At 60.8% G+C, this 15180-nt stretch carries 16 protein-coding genes; 9 read left to right on the top strand and 7 right to left on the bottom strand.

Annotation, left to right across the window (positions count from 1 at the left end):
- Positions 1-17: 17 nt before the first annotated feature.
- Positions 18-1412, top strand: a complete 1395-nt coding sequence (gene sthA, locus JMN22_RS11080; protein ID WP_003183399.1) for a Si-specific NAD(P)(+) transhydrogenase — start codon at positions 18-20, stop codon at positions 1410-1412.
- A 42-nt stretch (positions 1413-1454) separates the two neighbouring features.
- Here the strand turns inward: sthA and JMN22_RS11085 are convergent, their stop codons facing one another.
- On the bottom strand, positions 1455-2177 hold the full coding sequence (locus JMN22_RS11085) for a glycerophosphodiester phosphodiesterase (protein WP_030139963.1): 723 nt from the start codon (positions 2175-2177) through the stop codon (positions 1455-1457).
- Positions 2174-2770 (bottom strand): PilZ domain-containing protein, encoded by a 597-nt coding sequence (locus JMN22_RS11090; RefSeq protein WP_030139964.1) that lies wholly within the window; start codon positions 2768-2770, stop codon positions 2174-2176. The genes JMN22_RS11085 and JMN22_RS11090 overlap by 4 nt, the downstream gene beginning before the upstream one ends.
- Positions 2771-2864: 94 nt before the next feature.
- Here JMN22_RS11090 and JMN22_RS11095 point away from each other — a divergent pair, with 94 nt between their 5' ends.
- The 3 genes from JMN22_RS11095 to JMN22_RS11105 all read left to right on the top strand — a co-directional run bounded on the left by JMN22_RS11095 (position 2865) and on the right by JMN22_RS11105 (position 6114).
- The gene (locus JMN22_RS11095; protein ID WP_198797825.1) at positions 2865-4115 is read left to right on the top strand and encodes a lipoprotein-releasing ABC transporter permease subunit; all 1251 of its coding nucleotides are present in this window, start codon (positions 2865-2867) and stop codon (positions 4113-4115) included.
- The gene (gene lolD, locus JMN22_RS11100) at positions 4108-4806 is read left to right on the top strand and encodes a lipoprotein-releasing ABC transporter ATP-binding protein LolD (protein WP_437127700.1); all 699 of its coding nucleotides are present in this window, start codon (positions 4108-4110) and stop codon (positions 4804-4806) included. The genes JMN22_RS11095 and lolD overlap by 8 nt, the downstream gene beginning before the upstream one ends.
- Positions 4807-4869: 63 nt before the next feature.
- Positions 4870-6114 (top strand): lipoprotein-releasing ABC transporter permease subunit, encoded by a 1245-nt coding sequence (locus JMN22_RS11105; RefSeq protein ID WP_198797823.1) that lies wholly within the window; start codon positions 4870-4872, stop codon positions 6112-6114.
- Between the two features lie 162 nt (positions 6115-6276).
- Here the strand turns inward: JMN22_RS11105 and JMN22_RS11110 are convergent, their stop codons facing one another.
- On the bottom strand, positions 6277-7626 hold the full coding sequence (locus JMN22_RS11110; protein WP_198797822.1) for a heavy metal sensor histidine kinase: 1350 nt from the start codon (positions 7624-7626) through the stop codon (positions 6277-6279).
- Positions 7623-8303, bottom strand: a complete 681-nt coding sequence (locus JMN22_RS11115; RefSeq protein ID WP_030139969.1) for a heavy metal response regulator transcription factor — start codon at positions 8301-8303, stop codon at positions 7623-7625. Before JMN22_RS11115 ends, JMN22_RS11110 begins: the two co-directional genes overlap by 4 nt.
- A 158-nt stretch (positions 8304-8461) precedes the next feature.
- Here JMN22_RS11115 and copI point away from each other — a divergent pair, with 158 nt between their 5' ends.
- On the top strand, positions 8462-8986 hold the full coding sequence (copI, locus tag JMN22_RS11120) for a copper-resistant cuproprotein CopI (protein WP_030139970.1): 525 nt from the start codon (positions 8462-8464) through the stop codon (positions 8984-8986).
- Positions 8987-9046: 60 nt separating this feature from the next.
- Complete coding sequence (queF, locus tag JMN22_RS11125; RefSeq protein WP_030139971.1) at positions 9047-9877, top strand: NADPH-dependent 7-cyano-7-deazaguanine reductase QueF; 831 nt, start codon at positions 9047-9049, stop codon at positions 9875-9877.
- Positions 9878-10049: 172 nt separating this feature from the next.
- Here the strand turns inward: queF and JMN22_RS11130 are convergent, their stop codons facing one another.
- Positions 10050-10313: a DUF4404 family protein gene (locus JMN22_RS11130; RefSeq protein ID WP_198797821.1), complete on the bottom strand. Its 264-nt coding sequence runs from the start codon at positions 10311-10313 to the stop codon at positions 10050-10052.
- 109 nt (positions 10314-10422) lie between these two features.
- Complete coding sequence (locus tag JMN22_RS11135; RefSeq protein WP_198797820.1) at positions 10423-11043, bottom strand: HAD family phosphatase; 621 nt, start codon at positions 11041-11043, stop codon at positions 10423-10425.
- Between the two features lie 200 nt (positions 11044-11243).
- On the opposite strand from JMN22_RS11135, the gene JMN22_RS11140 reads away from it, so the two are divergent.
- The 3 genes from JMN22_RS11140 to rssC all read left to right on the top strand — a co-directional run bounded on the left by JMN22_RS11140 (position 11244) and on the right by rssC (position 13941).
- Entirely contained in the window at positions 11244-11933 is a 690-nt protein-coding gene (locus JMN22_RS11140) for an MlaA family lipoprotein (protein WP_030139974.1), read from the top strand.
- A gap of 344 nt (positions 11934-12277) precedes the next feature.
- Positions 12278-13459 carry a two-component system response regulator RssB gene (gene rssB, locus JMN22_RS11145; RefSeq protein WP_030139975.1) on the top strand — a complete coding sequence of 394 codons (1182 nt, stop codon included), beginning with the start codon at positions 12278-12280 and terminating at the stop codon, positions 13457-13459.
- Complete coding sequence (gene rssC / locus JMN22_RS11150; protein WP_181286889.1) at positions 13459-13941, top strand: anti-sigma factor antagonist RssC; 483 nt, start codon at positions 13459-13461, stop codon at positions 13939-13941. Before rssB ends, rssC begins: the two co-directional genes overlap by 1 nt.
- 219 nt (positions 13942-14160) lie before the next feature.
- Here rssC and tal read toward each other — a convergent pair whose 3' ends face one another.
- The gene (gene tal / locus JMN22_RS11155) at positions 14161-15087 is read right to left on the bottom strand and encodes a transaldolase (RefSeq protein ID WP_198797819.1); all 927 of its coding nucleotides are present in this window, start codon (positions 15085-15087) and stop codon (positions 14161-14163) included.
- Between the last annotated feature and the right edge of the window lie 93 nt (positions 15088-15180).

Genomic DNA, 15180 nt, shown 5'->3' on the forward strand with positions numbered 1-15180 from the left:
TGTTCTGAGGAGTACGCATGGCTGTCTACAACTACGACGTGGTAGTACTGGGTTCCGGCCCTGCTGGGGAAGGCGCGGCAATGAACGCGGCCAAGGCAGGGCGCAAAGTGGCGATGGTCGACAGCCGTCGGCAGGTTGGCGGCAACTGCACCCACTTGGGTACCATCCCGTCCAAGGCCTTGCGTCACTCGGTCCGGCAGATCATGCAGTTCAACACCAACCCGATGTTCCGGGCCATCGGCGAGCCGCGCTGGTTCTCCTTCCCTGACGTGCTCAAGAGCGCCGAGAAGGTGATCTCCAAGCAAGTGGCCTCGCGTACCGGCTACTACGCCCGCAACCGCGTGGATGTATTTTTCGGCACCGGCAGCTTCGCCGACGAGCAGACCGTCGAAGTGGTCTGCGGCAATGGCGTGGTCGAGAAGCTGGTGGCCAAGCACATCATCATCGCCACCGGTTCGCGCCCGTATCGCCCGGCCGATATCGATTTCAACCATGCGCGTATCTACGATAGCGACACCATCCTGAGCCTGGGTCACACCCCGCGTAAGCTCATCGTCTACGGTGCCGGCGTGATCGGTTGCGAATACGCCTCGATCTTCAGCGGCCTGGGCGTGCTGGTGGAACTGGTGGACAACCGCGGCCAGTTGCTGAGCTTCCTGGATTCGGAAATTTCCCAGGCCCTGAGCTATCACTTCAGCAACAACAACATCACCGTGCGCCACAACGAAGACTATGATCGCGTCGAAGGCGTCGACAACGGCGTGATCCTGCACCTCAAGTCCGGCAAGAAGATCAAGGCCGACGCCTTGCTCTGGTGCAACGGTCGTACCGGCAACACCGACACCCTGGGCCTGGAAAACATCGGCGTGAAGGTCAACAGCCGTGGCCAGATCGAAGTCGACGAGAACTACCGCACTTGCGTGCCGAACATCTACGGTGCCGGTGACGTGATCGGTTGGCCGAGCCTGGCCAGTGCCGCCCACGACCAGGGCCGTTCGGCCGCCGGCAGCATTGTCGACAACGGCAGCTGGCGCTTCGTCAACGACGTACCAACCGGCATCTACACCATTCCGGAAATCAGCTCGATCGGCAAGAACGAGCAGGAGCTGACCCAGGCCAAGGTGCCTTATGAAGTGGGCAAGGCCTTCTTCAAGAGCATGGCGCGGGCGCAGATCGCCGGTGAGCCGCAAGGCATGCTGAAGATCCTCTTCCATCGCGAGACGCTGGAAGTACTGGGCGTGCATTGCTTCGGCTACCAGGCTTCGGAGATCGTGCACATCGGCCAGGCGATCATGAACCAGCCGGGCGAACTGAACACGCTCAAATACTTCGTCAACACGACGTTCAACTACCCGACCATGGCCGAAGCCTATCGGGTCGCGGCGTACGACGGGCTCAACCGGCTTTTTTGAGCGGCTCCGGCCGGTGGCCTGAGCCGGCCGGGGAGACCGATTTCAGCAATTCTCGAGGGTGGCAGTGGCCAAACCGGGAAAGTCTGTAATCAGGCTGTCAGCGCCAAAATCGGCGAGCCTGCGCATGAGCGCGGGCTCGTTGACCGTCCACACCGATACATGCAGCCCCTGGCGCTGCGCCTTGATCAGGCGTTCCGGCGTGCACAGGGTCCAGTTCAACGCCAGAATCTCGCAGCCGTAGCTCTGGGCGACCTTCAACGGGTCGAGCCAGGCGTATTCGGCCACCAGTCCACGGGAAATGTCCGGGGTCAGGTCCAGGGCCGCCTTGAGCACTTCCCGGGAGCTGGAGGTGATGGTGATCCTGTCCAGCAGCCCGAAGCGTTGGGCCATTTCACGAATGCCCAGCACGGTCGCGGCGGCACGGGTGCGTGACGCGCTTTTCACCTCGAGCTGCCAGTGTTCGAAATCACATTTTTCGAACAGTTCTTCCAGTCGCGGAATCGGGCACGGCTTGATCCAGCCCGGGCCGCCCTTGCGCGCATCGTAGGTCACCAGTTCGGCGGCGGTGTGTTCGACCACCTTGCCCCGGCGATCCGTGGTGCGCTTGAGGGTCGGGTCGTGGATTACCATCAACTCGCCGTCCATGGACAAGTGCAAGTCCAGCTCGCAACGGCGCACGCCGTGCTTGAGGCATTCCTGGAAACCGGTGAGGGTGTTTTCCGGTGCTTCGCCCTTGGCGCCGCGGTGGCCATAGATGAGGGTCACGGTTCTTCCTTATTGATGCCAGATTCGTTCAGTTCCCGGGCCAGGCGCCGTTCTTGCGCCTGTTTTTGCAGGATGTAGCGGGCCAACAATTGACGCTGGGCGTCGGTCGGGTGTTCAAACTCGGTGCCGACGTCGTAGCCGCCACCCTTCGGATCGCAATGGGTGACCCGCGCCCGCAACAACAAGCCGAGGGCCTGGGGCATCAACACCAGCTTGACCGACAGGTGCGCCCCGACGGCGATGGGGGTGGGGTATTGGAAGTCGATACCGCCTTCGGAAATGATCACCGGCTGGGGTTCGCCGATTTCACCAAGCACGGTTACGGCGATGACCTGGCTGAGCAGGTCGATGCGTTTGTTCATCGCCTTGAGGTACGCCGCGATGCTGCGCTCGCGCTCGCTGATCTGGCGCAACAGGTGCTGTGACTCGAATTCGCTCAGGTGCAGTTCGCTGAGCAGATTGAACAATGGGGACTCATCCTGCAACACTTCCTGGCTGGCAGCTTCAGGAATGGACAGGGGCCGAATTTCCAGTGCGATCGTGTCCTCGATACGGTAGTATTCGCGGCGATCTTCTTCATCTAATGTCGACATGGCGAACCCATGGTAGCGGCGGTGGTCTGAGTGTAAAGCTGGTTTGTGACCCCCGCCACAAGGACGTTCCTTTTCCCTCCGAACAAGCCCCGACATGTTCAGACCTCTCTTCGTATTCATCGGCACGCGTTATACCCGTGCAAAGCGTCGCAATCATTTCGTATCGTTCATTTCCCTGACCTCTATCATCGGATTGGCCCTTGGCGTGGTCGTGATGATCGTCGTGCTGTCGGTGATGAATGGCTTCGACCATGAGATGCGCACCCGCGTGCTGGGCATGGTGCCCCACGCGACCCTCGAATCCGGCGAAGCCATCAGCGATTGGCCGAGCCTGGCTGCCAAGGTCAAGCAGAACCCGCAGGTGCTGGCCGTCGCGCCGTTCACCCAGATGCAAGGGCTGCTGACCAATGACGGCAAGGTCTCCAAGGTCTTGCTCAACGGCATCGACCCGGCGCTGGAACGGCAAGTGTCGATCATCGACAACTTCATGAAGCAGGGCAAACTCGACGACTTGGCGCCGGGCGATTTCGGCATCGTGATTGGCGACAAGGCCGCGGCCAAGCTCGGCGTGGCCATCGGCGACAAGCTGACCTTCGTCGCGCCGGAAGTCACCGTCACGCCGGGCGGCATGTTCCCGCGCATGAAGCGCTTTACCGTGGTCGGCATTTTCCACGTGGGTGCTGGTGAGCTGGACGGCTACCTCGGCGTGACCAATCTCCAGGATCTCGCCCGCCTGCACCGCTGGAAACCGGACCAGGTCCAAGGCCTGCGGTTGAAATTCGATGACCTGTTCCAGGCGCCGCGCGTTGCCTGGAACATCGCCCAGCAGCTTGGCGAAGACCGTTACTATGCCCGCGACTGGACGCGCACCCACGGCAACCTGTACCAGGCGATCCGCATGGAAAAAGCCATGATCGGCCTGCTGCTGTTGCTGATCGTCGCCGTGGCGGCGTTCAACATCATCTCCACGCTGGTGATGGTGGTGAACGACAAGAAGGGCGACATCGCGATCCTGCGCACCCTCGGCGCCACGCCGGGACAGATCATGCGCATCTTCATGGTCCAGGGCACCGTTATCGGTGTCATCGGTACGTTCGTCGGGGCCCTGGTCGGGATGTTCGCCGCGCTGAACGTCAGCGCCGCGATTGCCGGTCTCGAAACCCTGATCGGGCACAAGTTTCTCAACGCCGACGTGTACTTCATCGACTACCTGCCATCGCAGTTGCAGGCCGACGATGTGTTGATGGTCTGCGGCGCCGCGTTGGTCCTGAGTTTCCTCGCCACCCTGTATCCAGCCTGGCGTGCCGCACGCACCCAGCCTGCGGAGGCGTTACGTTATGAGTGAGTCGGGCATGAGTGAACAAGCAATCTTGAGCTGCCGCAACCTGGGCAAATCCTACGAGGAAGGGCCGGAGTCGGTGGTAGTGTTGTCGGGCCTGCAACTGGAGCTGCACCCGGGCGAGCGCGTGGCGATTGTCGGCACCTCCGGGTCGGGCAAAAGTACCTTGCTGAACCTGCTCGGTGGCCTGGATACGCCCACCGCCGGCAGTGTCTGGCTGGCCGGCGAAGAACTCTCGGCGTTGAACGAGAAGGCCCGCGGCCTGCTGCGTAACCGCTCCCTGGGTTTCGTCTACCAGTTCCACCATTTGCTGCCTGAATTCACCGCCCTGGAAAACGTCTGCATGCCGCTGCTGATCGGCCGCACGGCGATTCCCGAGGCGCGTCAGCGCGCCACGGCATTGCTGGAGCGGGTTGGGCTGGGGCATCGCCTGGAGCACAAGCCGGCCGAGCTGTCCGGTGGCGAGCGCCAGCGCGTGGCGATTGCCCGGGCGCTGGTCAACAAGCCCGGCCTGGTGATGCTCGACGAGCCAACCGGCAACCTCGATTCCCATACCGCCCAGGGTATCCAGGACTTGATGCTGGAGCTCAGCACCTCGATGCGCACAGCGTTCCTGGTGGTGACCCACGATATGAACCTGGCCCGCCAGATGGACCGCGTCCTGCATTTGCAGGAAGGTTGCCTGACGCCCATCTGACCGACCGAAACCCGGTGCCTGATGCAGGCGCCGGGTCTTTTATTTTCATACGGTGCCCAGCGAATGTTCAGACCGTTATCGATTTTCATCGGCACGCGCTATACCCGCGCCAAGCGCCGCAATCGCTTTGTTTCGTTTATTTCCATGACGTCGATGATCGGCCTCGCCCTTGGCGTATTGGCGATGATCGTGGTGTTGTCGGTGATGAACGGCTTCCAGCGTGAAATGAGTTCGCGGATCCTTGGCATGGTCCCCCACGCCACTATCGTCGGCGTGAACCCGATCGACGATTGGCAGCCGGTAGCTGCCGCCGCGCTGAAGAATCCCGAAGTCACCGCTGCCGTTCCGTTCACGGAAATGGAAGGCATGCTCAGCCATAAGGGGTCGATGCAGCCGATCCAGATCAGTGGTGTCGATCCGGCGCAGGAAGGCAAGGTGTCCATCGTCGCCCAGCATATCGTCCAGGGGCGCCTCGACGCCCTCAAGCCGGGTGAATATGGCGTGGTGATCGGCGAGATCACGGCCCGGCGTTTCCGCCTGAATGTCGGTGACAAGCTCACCTTGATCGTGCCGGAAGTCAGTACCGCACCGGGGGGCATCACGCCACGGATGCAGCGCCTGAACGTGGTCGGTGTGTTCAAGGTCGGCGCCGAGCTGGACGGCTCCATGGCGCTGATCCACCTGGCTGACGCCGCGCAGATGCAGCATTGGCAGCCGGACCAGGTGCAAAGCGTGCGGCTGGCGGTGAAAGATTTGTACGCGGCGCCGAAGGTCTCCGGCGACATCGCCACCGGTCTCGGCGCGAACTACAAGGCCGACGACTGGACCCACACCCAGGGCAGCCTGTTCAGCGCCATGAAAATGGAAAAGACCATGATCGGCTTGCTGCTGCTGATGATCGTCGCGGTGGCGGCGTTCAACATCATCGCCACGCTGATCATGGTGGTGAACGACAAGGGCGCGGACATCGCCATCCTGCGCACCATCGGCGCCACGCCGCGGCAGATCATGGCGATCTTCATGGTCCAGGGCACGGTGATCGGCATCGTCGGAACGTTGATCGGTGGCGTGCTGGGGGTGATTGCGGCGTTGAATGTCAGTGAGCTGGTGGGCTGGCTGGAACGGGTCAGTGGGCAGCACATCTTCAGTTCCGACGTGTATTTCGTCAGCAACCTGCCTTCGGAGTTGCAGCGTGGCGACGTAGTGCTGATCTGCTCTGCCGGGTTCATCCTCAGCTTCCTCGCCACCGTGTATCCGGCATGGCGCGCGGCGAAGATCGAACCGGCGCAGGCGTTGCGGTATTCCTGATAATCCAGGAACGACTGCGCGATCCTTGTGGCGAGGGGATTTATCCCCGCTGGGGTGCGAAGCGCCCCTAATCCTTCGGCCACCGCAGTGTGTCAGGCCTGATGAAGGGGGCCGCTTCGCAGCCCAACGGGGATAAATCCCCTCGCCACAGATTTGTTCGCCTCACTTGTTTTTGGGCAGTTCAATCACGAACCGCGTCCAGCCCTCGGCCGATTCGCATCTGATATCTCCTCCATGGGCGCGGATGATCGAGCGGGTGATGGCCAGCCCAAGTCCTGCATGTTCGCTGCTGCCTTCCTGGCGGGACGGGTCGGCGCGATAAAAACGGTCGAACAGGCGTGGTAGCAAATCCGCTGGAACGCCTTCGCCGTTGTTCTCCACGCACACGCTCACTCCTTGACCCACATCGACAATCCGCACGCGCACTTCGCCGCCACTGGGGGTGAAGCGCAGGGCATTGTCCAATAGGTTGGAAAGGGCCCTGCGCAGCATGTTGCGGTCACCCTCGATCAGGCTCTCACCGTCGCGACCCAGGCGTACATTGAAGTCCTCGGCCAGGGGCGCGAAGAAGTCCAGCAAGATGTCCACTTCCTCGGCCAATTGCAGCGGTTCGCGATGGAGCGCCAGCAGGCCATGATCAGCCTTGGCCAGGTACAGCATGTCGTTGACCAGTTGCGCCATCCACTGCAGTTCTTCGAGATTGCCGTGCAATGCCTCGCGATAGTCTTCCAGCGAACGCTCGCGGGTGAGGGTGACCTGGGTGTGGGTCAGCAGGTTGGACAGCGGCGTGCGCAGTTCATGGGCGATGTCGGCGGAGAACGCAGAGAGGCGTTGAAACGCATCGTCCAGGCGACCGAGCATGTCGTTGATGCTGCGGGCCAATTCCGCCAGTTCGACGGGCATATGCTCTTCCGGCAGCCGGGCATTGAGGGAGCGGGCCGAAACGCTGCTGGCGATCGCACCCATGCGTCGCAAGGGGCGCAGGCCACGCCGGGCCGCCCAGGCACCGAGCAGGGCGGTGGCCAGTGCCGAGAGGCCGACGGTTAGCCAGATCAGCCGCTGCATGCGTTGCAGGAAGTGTTGGTGATGGGTGATGTTCAGCAACAAGGTCAGTTGGGGTGAGTCGGTGCGATCGGGGTACAGCAGCGCGTTCAGCACCCGATAGTCATTGTCTGCATCGCGAAGCGTGGACAGGCCGGGGCGTTCCGGTAGTTCGGGCGGCGCCGGGATCGGGCTGCCATGCCACTGGGTGCCGTTGCTGTCCTTGATGCGCAAGGTCAGGTCCGCCTGGCGGCTCAACTCATCGTCCAGGCGCATCCGGGGATCATGTCCGTGGGTGTCTTGCACGGCGCGCCGTACGCCGATCAGTTGGGTTTCGAGCAGTTGTCGGTCCAGCTCCACGAAGTGCGCCTCGCTGCCGCGGCTGAACAACACGCCCGCGAATAGCGACACGACGGCGGTGCAGGCGGCGAAGAGCAGCGCTAGCCGATTGCTCAGTGACCACCGGCTCACAGGCTGCGCTCTTCAAGGACATAGCCCATGCCGCGCACGGTGTGGATCAGCTTGTTGGGAAACTCGTCGTCGACCTTGAGCCGCAAGCGGCGGATCGCCACCTCGATGACGTTGGTGTCACTGTCGAAATTCATGTCCCAGACTTGCGAGGCGATCAGCGATTTTGGCAGTACCTCCCCCTGGCGGCGCAGCAGCATCTCCAGCAAGGCGAACTCCTTTGCAGTCAGGTCGATACGTCGGCCGCTGCGCTCAACCCGACGCCGGATCAAGTCCAGGCGCAGGTCCGCCAGTTGCAGGCTGGTTTCCTGGGGCGTCGAGCTACCACGGCGCAACAGGCTGCGCACCCGGGCCAGCAGTTCGGAAAAGGCAAAGGGCTTGACCAGGTAATCATCGGCGCCCAGTTCCAGCCCATGCACGCGATCCTGTACCGCATCGCGCGCGGTCAGGAACAGCACTGGCGTGTCCAGGCCGGCCCCGCGCACGGCTTGCAGGATCTGCCAGCCGTCGCGACCGGGCAGCATCACGTCGAGAATCAGCAGCGCGTATTCATCGCTCAGGGCCAATTGCTGGCCGGTGATACCGTCTGCCACCAGGTCGGCGTTGAAGCCGGCTTCGCTCAAGCCTTGGCGCAGGTATTGGCCGGTTTTCAGTTGGTCTTCGACAATCAGCAGTTTCATGGGCGGCTCGAGGCGGTGTTTGTACCAGGGCGTTATACCGTGGCGCATGGGCAGGCGGGCCAACCTGACAAACTTGTAATGCAAATGTCAGTCAACTGGCAGTCGCGCCTGCTTAGAGTCTTCGGCAAGTTGAACCCTTCTCTTGCTGGAGTATGAACATGTTGATGATAAATCGCCTGGTCCTGGCCGCCTCTGTGCTGGCGTTGAGTGTGTCGTCCTGGGCGTCGCCGGGCCACTTTGATTTTGGCCAACCCGCGCCGGCAGCCAAGGCCAGTCGCAGTATCGAAGTGGTGATGGGCGACATGTCATTCAATCCCAAGACGCTGGACATCAAGGCCGGCGAGACGGTGCGGTTTGTATTGGTCAACAAAGGGCAGTTGTTGCATGAGTTCAACCTGGGCGATGCGGCGATGCACGCGGAGCACCAGCAGGAGATGCTCAAGATGCAACAAGAGGGCATGTTGTCTCCCACTGGGATGCAATCGGGCATGGACCATGCCGCCATGAGCCACGGGGATAAAGGCGGGATGAACCACGACGACCCCAACAGCGTACTTGTGCAGCCAGGCAAGACCGGCGAATTGACCTGGACGTTCAGCAAGGCCACTCGCCTGGAGTTCGCCTGCAATGTGCCCGGCCATTATCAAGCCGGGATGAAAGGCGACCTGACAGTCAGTCAGTAAACGCTCAAGGCGGTGGCAAAGGCTGGTAGAATCCGCTGATTCTTCAGTCAGGTTTCCGTCATGCATCCCGCAGCCGAACATTCGCCGCTGGGCAAATCCAGCGAATACATCGCTACGTACACGCCGTCCTTGTTGTTCCCCATCCCGCGTACCGCAAAGTGGGCGGAGTTGGGGCTGACGGCCGAGACCCTGCCGTACAAAGGCGTGGACTTCTGGAACTGCTTCGAATTGTCCTGGCTGTTGCCGTCCGGCAAGCCAGTGGTGGCCATCGGTGAGTTCGCGATCCCGGCGGATTCGCCGAACATCATCGAATCCAAGTCCTTCAAGCTGTACTTGAACTCGTTGAACCAGACGCCGTTCGCAGACACTGCGAGCCTGGAAGCGACCTTGCGCCAGGATCTATCGGCAGCGGCGGGCAAACCGGTGGCCGTGCGCATTCGCAGCCTCAAGGATGTAGAGAGCGAAGGCGTCGTGGCACTGCCTGGGGTTTGCATTGACGAACTGGACATCAGCGTCGACTCCTACGAGCATCCGCGTCCGGAGCTGCTGCGTTGTGATGACTCGCGCGTTGTGGAGGAAAGCCTGCACAGCCATCTGCTCAAGTCCAACTGCCCCGTGACCAGCCAGCCGGATTGGGGCAGCGTGGCGGTGGAGTACCGTGGCGCGGCACTGGATCATGCCAGCCTGCTGGCCTATATCGTCAGCTTCCGCCAGCATTCGGATTTCCATGAGCAGTGCGTCGAGCGGATCTTTCTCGACCTGCAGCGCTTGCTCAAGCCGGAGAAATTGACCGTGTACGCGCGGTATGTGCGGCGTGGTGGGTTGGATATCAATCCGTATCGCAGCACTGAAGAGGTGACGTTGCCGAACCATCGCCTGGTTCGCCAATGAGACTCTAAAATGTGGGAGCGAGCTTGCTCGCGATGAGGGTGGCACATTCAACATTGTCTTGGCTGACACACCGCTTTCGCGAGCAAGCCCGTTCCCATACGGAATTGCATTTGGATCGTGGACATTGAAAAGCCCCGCTATCGCTAGCGGGGCTTTTCAATGTTTGAAGGGTTCAGATCCCCATGCTGCCCAAGGTATTGACGATATTGCGCAGTGTTCCAGCAATCGTTGGATGCTCCACTTCAAAGCGCTCTACGGCCAGGTTCACCCCGTCGACCAGATTGTTGTCCTGAACCTGGTTTTCCAGTTCGATCTGGGATTCGATCTGCGCCATCAACTCATGCAGATGTTCGCGCTCTGGCTCAGACAGCGGCGGGTTCTGGTCCAATTGCTCGCGCAGTGTGTTGAGCTGTTCTTGCAAGTCGCGGGCAGGCATTGGCGTACTCCCTTTATTGATAGGCACTGCCATGGACCGCGACGCAGCGTCAAAAGTCCATGGCCTGCCTTAAGAGTAATCCACACTCACGTGCCCTGCATGATCCCGGTCAGGGCTTCTCGCCTTTTTGCCTGCGCAGGCTGATGTCGGCCAGGCAAGTGTCCAGTTCGCCCAGGTGATCAATCACCGAATGCACGCCTAGACTGAACAATTGCACGGTCGCCTTGGCGCGCTTGATCTCCCGGTCTTGTTGGCTCAGGTCTTGCCACTCGGCCGGCGACAGGCCGCACAACGAGCCGCAGGAGGCCAATCCGATGGTCCATAATCCCGCGTTGAGCCCTGATTGCAGCAGCCTTGGCTCGCCGCTGACCAATACACAGCCGTCCAGTTGCTGGACATCCAACGCCATCAGCGCTTGCCAACAGGCATGTGGCGCTGGCCAAGGATTATTTGTTGCAGGAAGTTGCGGTGCTTTGATCGACCCAGGCAACGTGGCGGCCAGCCGATGACTGACGGCAGGAGGCAGTTCGTCGAGCCAGGCACAGGGGATATTCAGGTGCTGCAAGCGTTGCAGGCTTTCCAGGGCGCCGGGTGTCGGTTGGGCGTGATCCGTGGGCGTCGCCCCTGGCTGGCGAATGCGCGATCCGAAATCCACCAGGCATCCGCTCAGGCCGAACAGTACAGCGGTAAGACTGGGAGCGGGGAGGGGCAGGGCTTCGGCGCGCGGCATGGGAACGTCCTTGAAATAACTCGCAGCCTAACGGGTCGCGATGACAGTCCGGTGACAGGAAAATGAAGGCGGCGCGTTGTGGAATCTTCCTACAGGAGCTTCTTTTTCAATGCTGCCTATCCGCGAGTTCCGTCTTATACTAGCGGCCTCACCGCCTGGGCTCGGCGCCCTTGCCTGATCAATCCAAGGAGTTTTTCCCTATGCGCTGGAGCCATCGTCTAGCTCAGCTGTGTCTTTCCGCCAGCGTCCTGCTGGTGCCGTTCGCCAGTCAGGCCGCCACGGAAGAAGACCCTTGGGAAAGCATCAACCGTCCCATCTTCACGTTCAACGACACCATCGATACCTACGCGCTCAAGCCGCTGGCCCAGGGTTATCAATACGTGACGCCGCAATTCCTCGAGGACGGCATCCACAACATGTTCCGCAACATCGGCGATGTCGGCAACCTGGCCAACAACGTGCTGCAAGCCAAGCCGGCCGCCGCCGGGGTCGACACCGCCCGATTGATCTTCAACACCACTTTCGGCCTGCTGGGCTTCTTTGACGTGGGCACTCAAATGGGCCTGCAGCGCAGCGATGAGGATTTTGGCCAGACCCTGGGCTATTGGGGGCTGGGCAGCGGGCCGTACGTCATGCTGCCGTTGTTGGGGCCGAGCACCTTGCGTGATGCGCCGGCCAAGCTGGTGGACAGCTACACCACGCCTTATCCCTACATCGACAACGTTTCGGTGCGTAATTCGATCTGGGGCCTGAATATTGTCGATACCCGCGCCAGCCTGTTGTCCGCGGAAAAACTGGTGAGCGGCGACAAATACGTCTTCATTCGCAACGCGTTCCTGCAGAACCGCGAATTCAAGGTCAAGGATGGCCAGGTCGAAGACGATTTTTGATCTCGTCCCGTAGAGCGCGGAAGGCGGCCCGAAAGGCCGCCTTCTTTGCATCGACGTCACGTTTGAGCGGGTTTGGTCCTTCCATTGAGTTACGCTTCGCTCGGTTCTTATAACTCTCTGTACTTTGACAAATGATGACGGCAAGCGACCGTCTGCATGAGCTTGAAACGCCCCGCGGATGGGAGTACCGTCTGCGCCTTAGAAGGGCACCTCTGTGTAACCGTGTGTAGGGCAAAGGCCTGAAGCCGGTACGACAGAGAGGCTAGAAAGCGAATCCAGTAGTGCGTGCCAGGCCATGCCGCCCCGCCCGCTACGCCAACCTAATTCTGGCGCCGTTTGCCCACATGCCAAAAACCAGTGCCACGCTGCTGATAATCGATGATGACGAAGTGGTGCGAGCCAGTCTCGCCGCCTACTTGGAAGACAGTGGTTTCAGCGTCTTGCAGGCCAGTAACGGCCAACAGGGTCTTCAGGTATTCGAACAGGAGAAGCCCGACCTGGTCATCTGCGACCTGCGCATGCCGCAGATGGGCGGACTCGAACTCATTCGCCAGGTCACCGAGATCTCCTCGCAGACCCCAGTGATCGTGGTGTCGGGCGCGGGCGTCATGAACGATGCAGTCGAGGCCTTGCGCCTGGGCGCGGCGGATTACCTGATCAAGCCCCTTGAAGACCTCGCGGTGCTCGAGCACTCGGTGCGTCGGGCCTTGGATCGTTCGCGCCTGCTGGTGGAAAACCAGCGCTACCGCGAAAAGCTGGAAACCGCCAACCGCGAGCTCGAAGCCAGCCTGAACCTGCTGCAGGAAGACCAGAACGCCGGGCGCCAGGTGCAGATGAACATGCTGCCGGTCAGCCCTTGGACCGTCGACGATTTCCGCTTTGCCCACCAGATCATCCCGTCGTTGTACCTGTCGGGCGACTTCGTGGACTATTTTCGCGTCGATGAGCGACGAGTGGCGTTCTACCTGGCGGATGTTTCCGGCCACGGCGCTTCGTCGGCATTCGTGACGGTACTGCTCAAATTCATGACCACGCGGCTGTTGTTCGAATCCAAGCGCAACGGTACGTTGCCGGAATTCAAGCCTTCGGAAGTCCTTGGGCATATCAACCGGGGCCTGATCAGCTGTAAGCTGGGCAAACACGTCACGATGGTCGGTGGAGTCATCGACGAGGAGACTGGTTTGTTGACGTATAGCATCGGCGGTCACCTGCCGTTGCCTGTGTTGTATACACCTGACAGTGTTCGTTACCTGGAAGGGCGTGGTTTGCCGGTAGGCCTGTTCAACGAGGCCACCTACGAAGACCACATTCTGGAGCTGCCACCGACGTTCAGCTTGACGCTGATGTCTGATGGCATTCTGGACCTTTTGTCAGAACCTACACTCAAAGAGAAAGAAGCGGCCTTGCCTGAGCGGGTGAGTGCGGCGGGCGGCAGCCTGGAAGGCCTGCGCCAAGTGTTTGGATTAGCCACGCTAGGGGAGATGCCGGATGATATCGCCCTGTTAGTGTTGAGCAGGAACCTTTGATGAGTACCGGTAGAATCCAGTTCGCCGAGCAGGACGGCACCTTTGTCCTGAAGTTTGTCGGTGAAGTGCGCCTGACCTTGTGTTCGGCGCTGGATGCGACAATCGAGAAGATCTTCACCGCGCTGAACTTCAACGCCATCGTGATCGACCTGACCGAAACCCGCAGCATCGACAGCACCACTTTGGGCCTGCTGGCCAAGCTGTCGATCCTGTCGCGGCAAAAGGTTGGCCTGTTGCCGACTGTCGTCACCACCCACAACGACATTACCCGTCTTCTCCAATCGATGGGCTTCGACCAGGTGTTCAACATCGTTGGCGATCCGGTTCCGTGTCCGGAATGCCTGGATGACCTGCCTGATCAGGACCAGTCCGAAGAGGAAGTGCGGATCAAGGTGCTTGAAGCCCACAAGATCCTCATGGGGCTGAACGATTCCAATCGTGAAGCGTTCCATGACCTGGTGAATGCGCTGGAGCGGCCTTGATTCTTGAGCGTGTGTAGACCGAATTGACGCTTTCGCGAGCAGGCTCGCTCCCACAGTGTCTTGCGTTGGGCCGCAGCCTTTGGAGCTGCCCCTAATTCTCCTGTGGGAGCGAGCTTGCTCGCGAATGGCCTGCACAGACGCCAGATTTCTCAGGCTGAGCCGCATAAAAAAAGGGCGAACCCACCAAGGTTCGCCCTTTTTCATGCCTTGCGAGTCGGCTCAAAGCTTGGCTTGCAGCAACGCCTCCAGCTTCTCCTGGTCCCGGGCGAACTGACGGATGCCTTCAGCCAGCTTCTCGGTCGCCATGGCGTCCTCGTTGGACAACCAGCGGAATTGCGCTTCGTTGAGGCTCAGGCGCGCTTCTCCAGCTTGCCCAGGCGCCAGTTTGCGTTCCAGCTTGCCTTCATCGGTGGCCAGTTTCTCCAGCAGTTCAGGGCTGACGGTCAAGCGGTCGCAACCGGCCAGTTGTTCGATCTGGTTGAGGTTGCGGAAGCTTGCGCCCATGACCACGGTCTTGTAGTCATTGGACTTGTAATAATTGTAGATGCGCGTCACCGACTGCACGCCCGGGTCGTCCGCGCCGGTGTAGTCGTTGCCGTTGGCTTTCTTGTACCAATCGTAGATACGGCCCACGAACGGCGAGATCAGGAATACCCCGGCATCGGCACAGGCGGCGGCCTGGGCGAAGGAGAACAGCAGCGTCAGGTTGCACTGGATGCCTTCGCGCTCCAGTTTCTCGGCGGCGCGGATGCCTTCCCAGGTCGAAGCGATCTTGATCAGGACGCGGTCCCGGCCAATGCCGGCTTTTTCGTACAGGTCGACCAGACGATGCGCTCGCTTGAGCATGGCTTCGGTGTCGAACGACAGGCGTGCATCCACTTCGGTGGAGATGCGCCCGGGAATCACTTTCAGAATCTCCTGGCCCACCGCGACGCCAAAGCGGTCGCTGGCCAGGCCTACGTCGCCCTTGCAGTCCGCCACGCAGGCGTTCAGCAGCTCGGCATAACCGTGCATTGCCGAGGCCTTGAGCAGCAGGGAAGGGTTGGTGGTGGCGTCGACGGGCTTGATGCGGGCGATGGCTTCGAAGTCGCCAGTATCGGCCACGACGGTAGTGAACTGCTTGAGTTGTTCCAGCTTGGAAGTCATGAGCGTGCTCTGTCCTATGGGTCCGTTGACATTACCCGAGGGCTGGCAGCCACTCAAGGGCGTGAAGAGGTATCGATGGCCCCAGCGGCAACA

The sequence above is a fragment of the Pseudomonas sp. HB05 genome (assembly GCF_016756915.1).
In the GTDB taxonomy this organism is placed as follows: Bacteria; Pseudomonadota; Gammaproteobacteria; order Pseudomonadales; family Pseudomonadaceae; genus Aquipseudomonas; species Aquipseudomonas alvandae.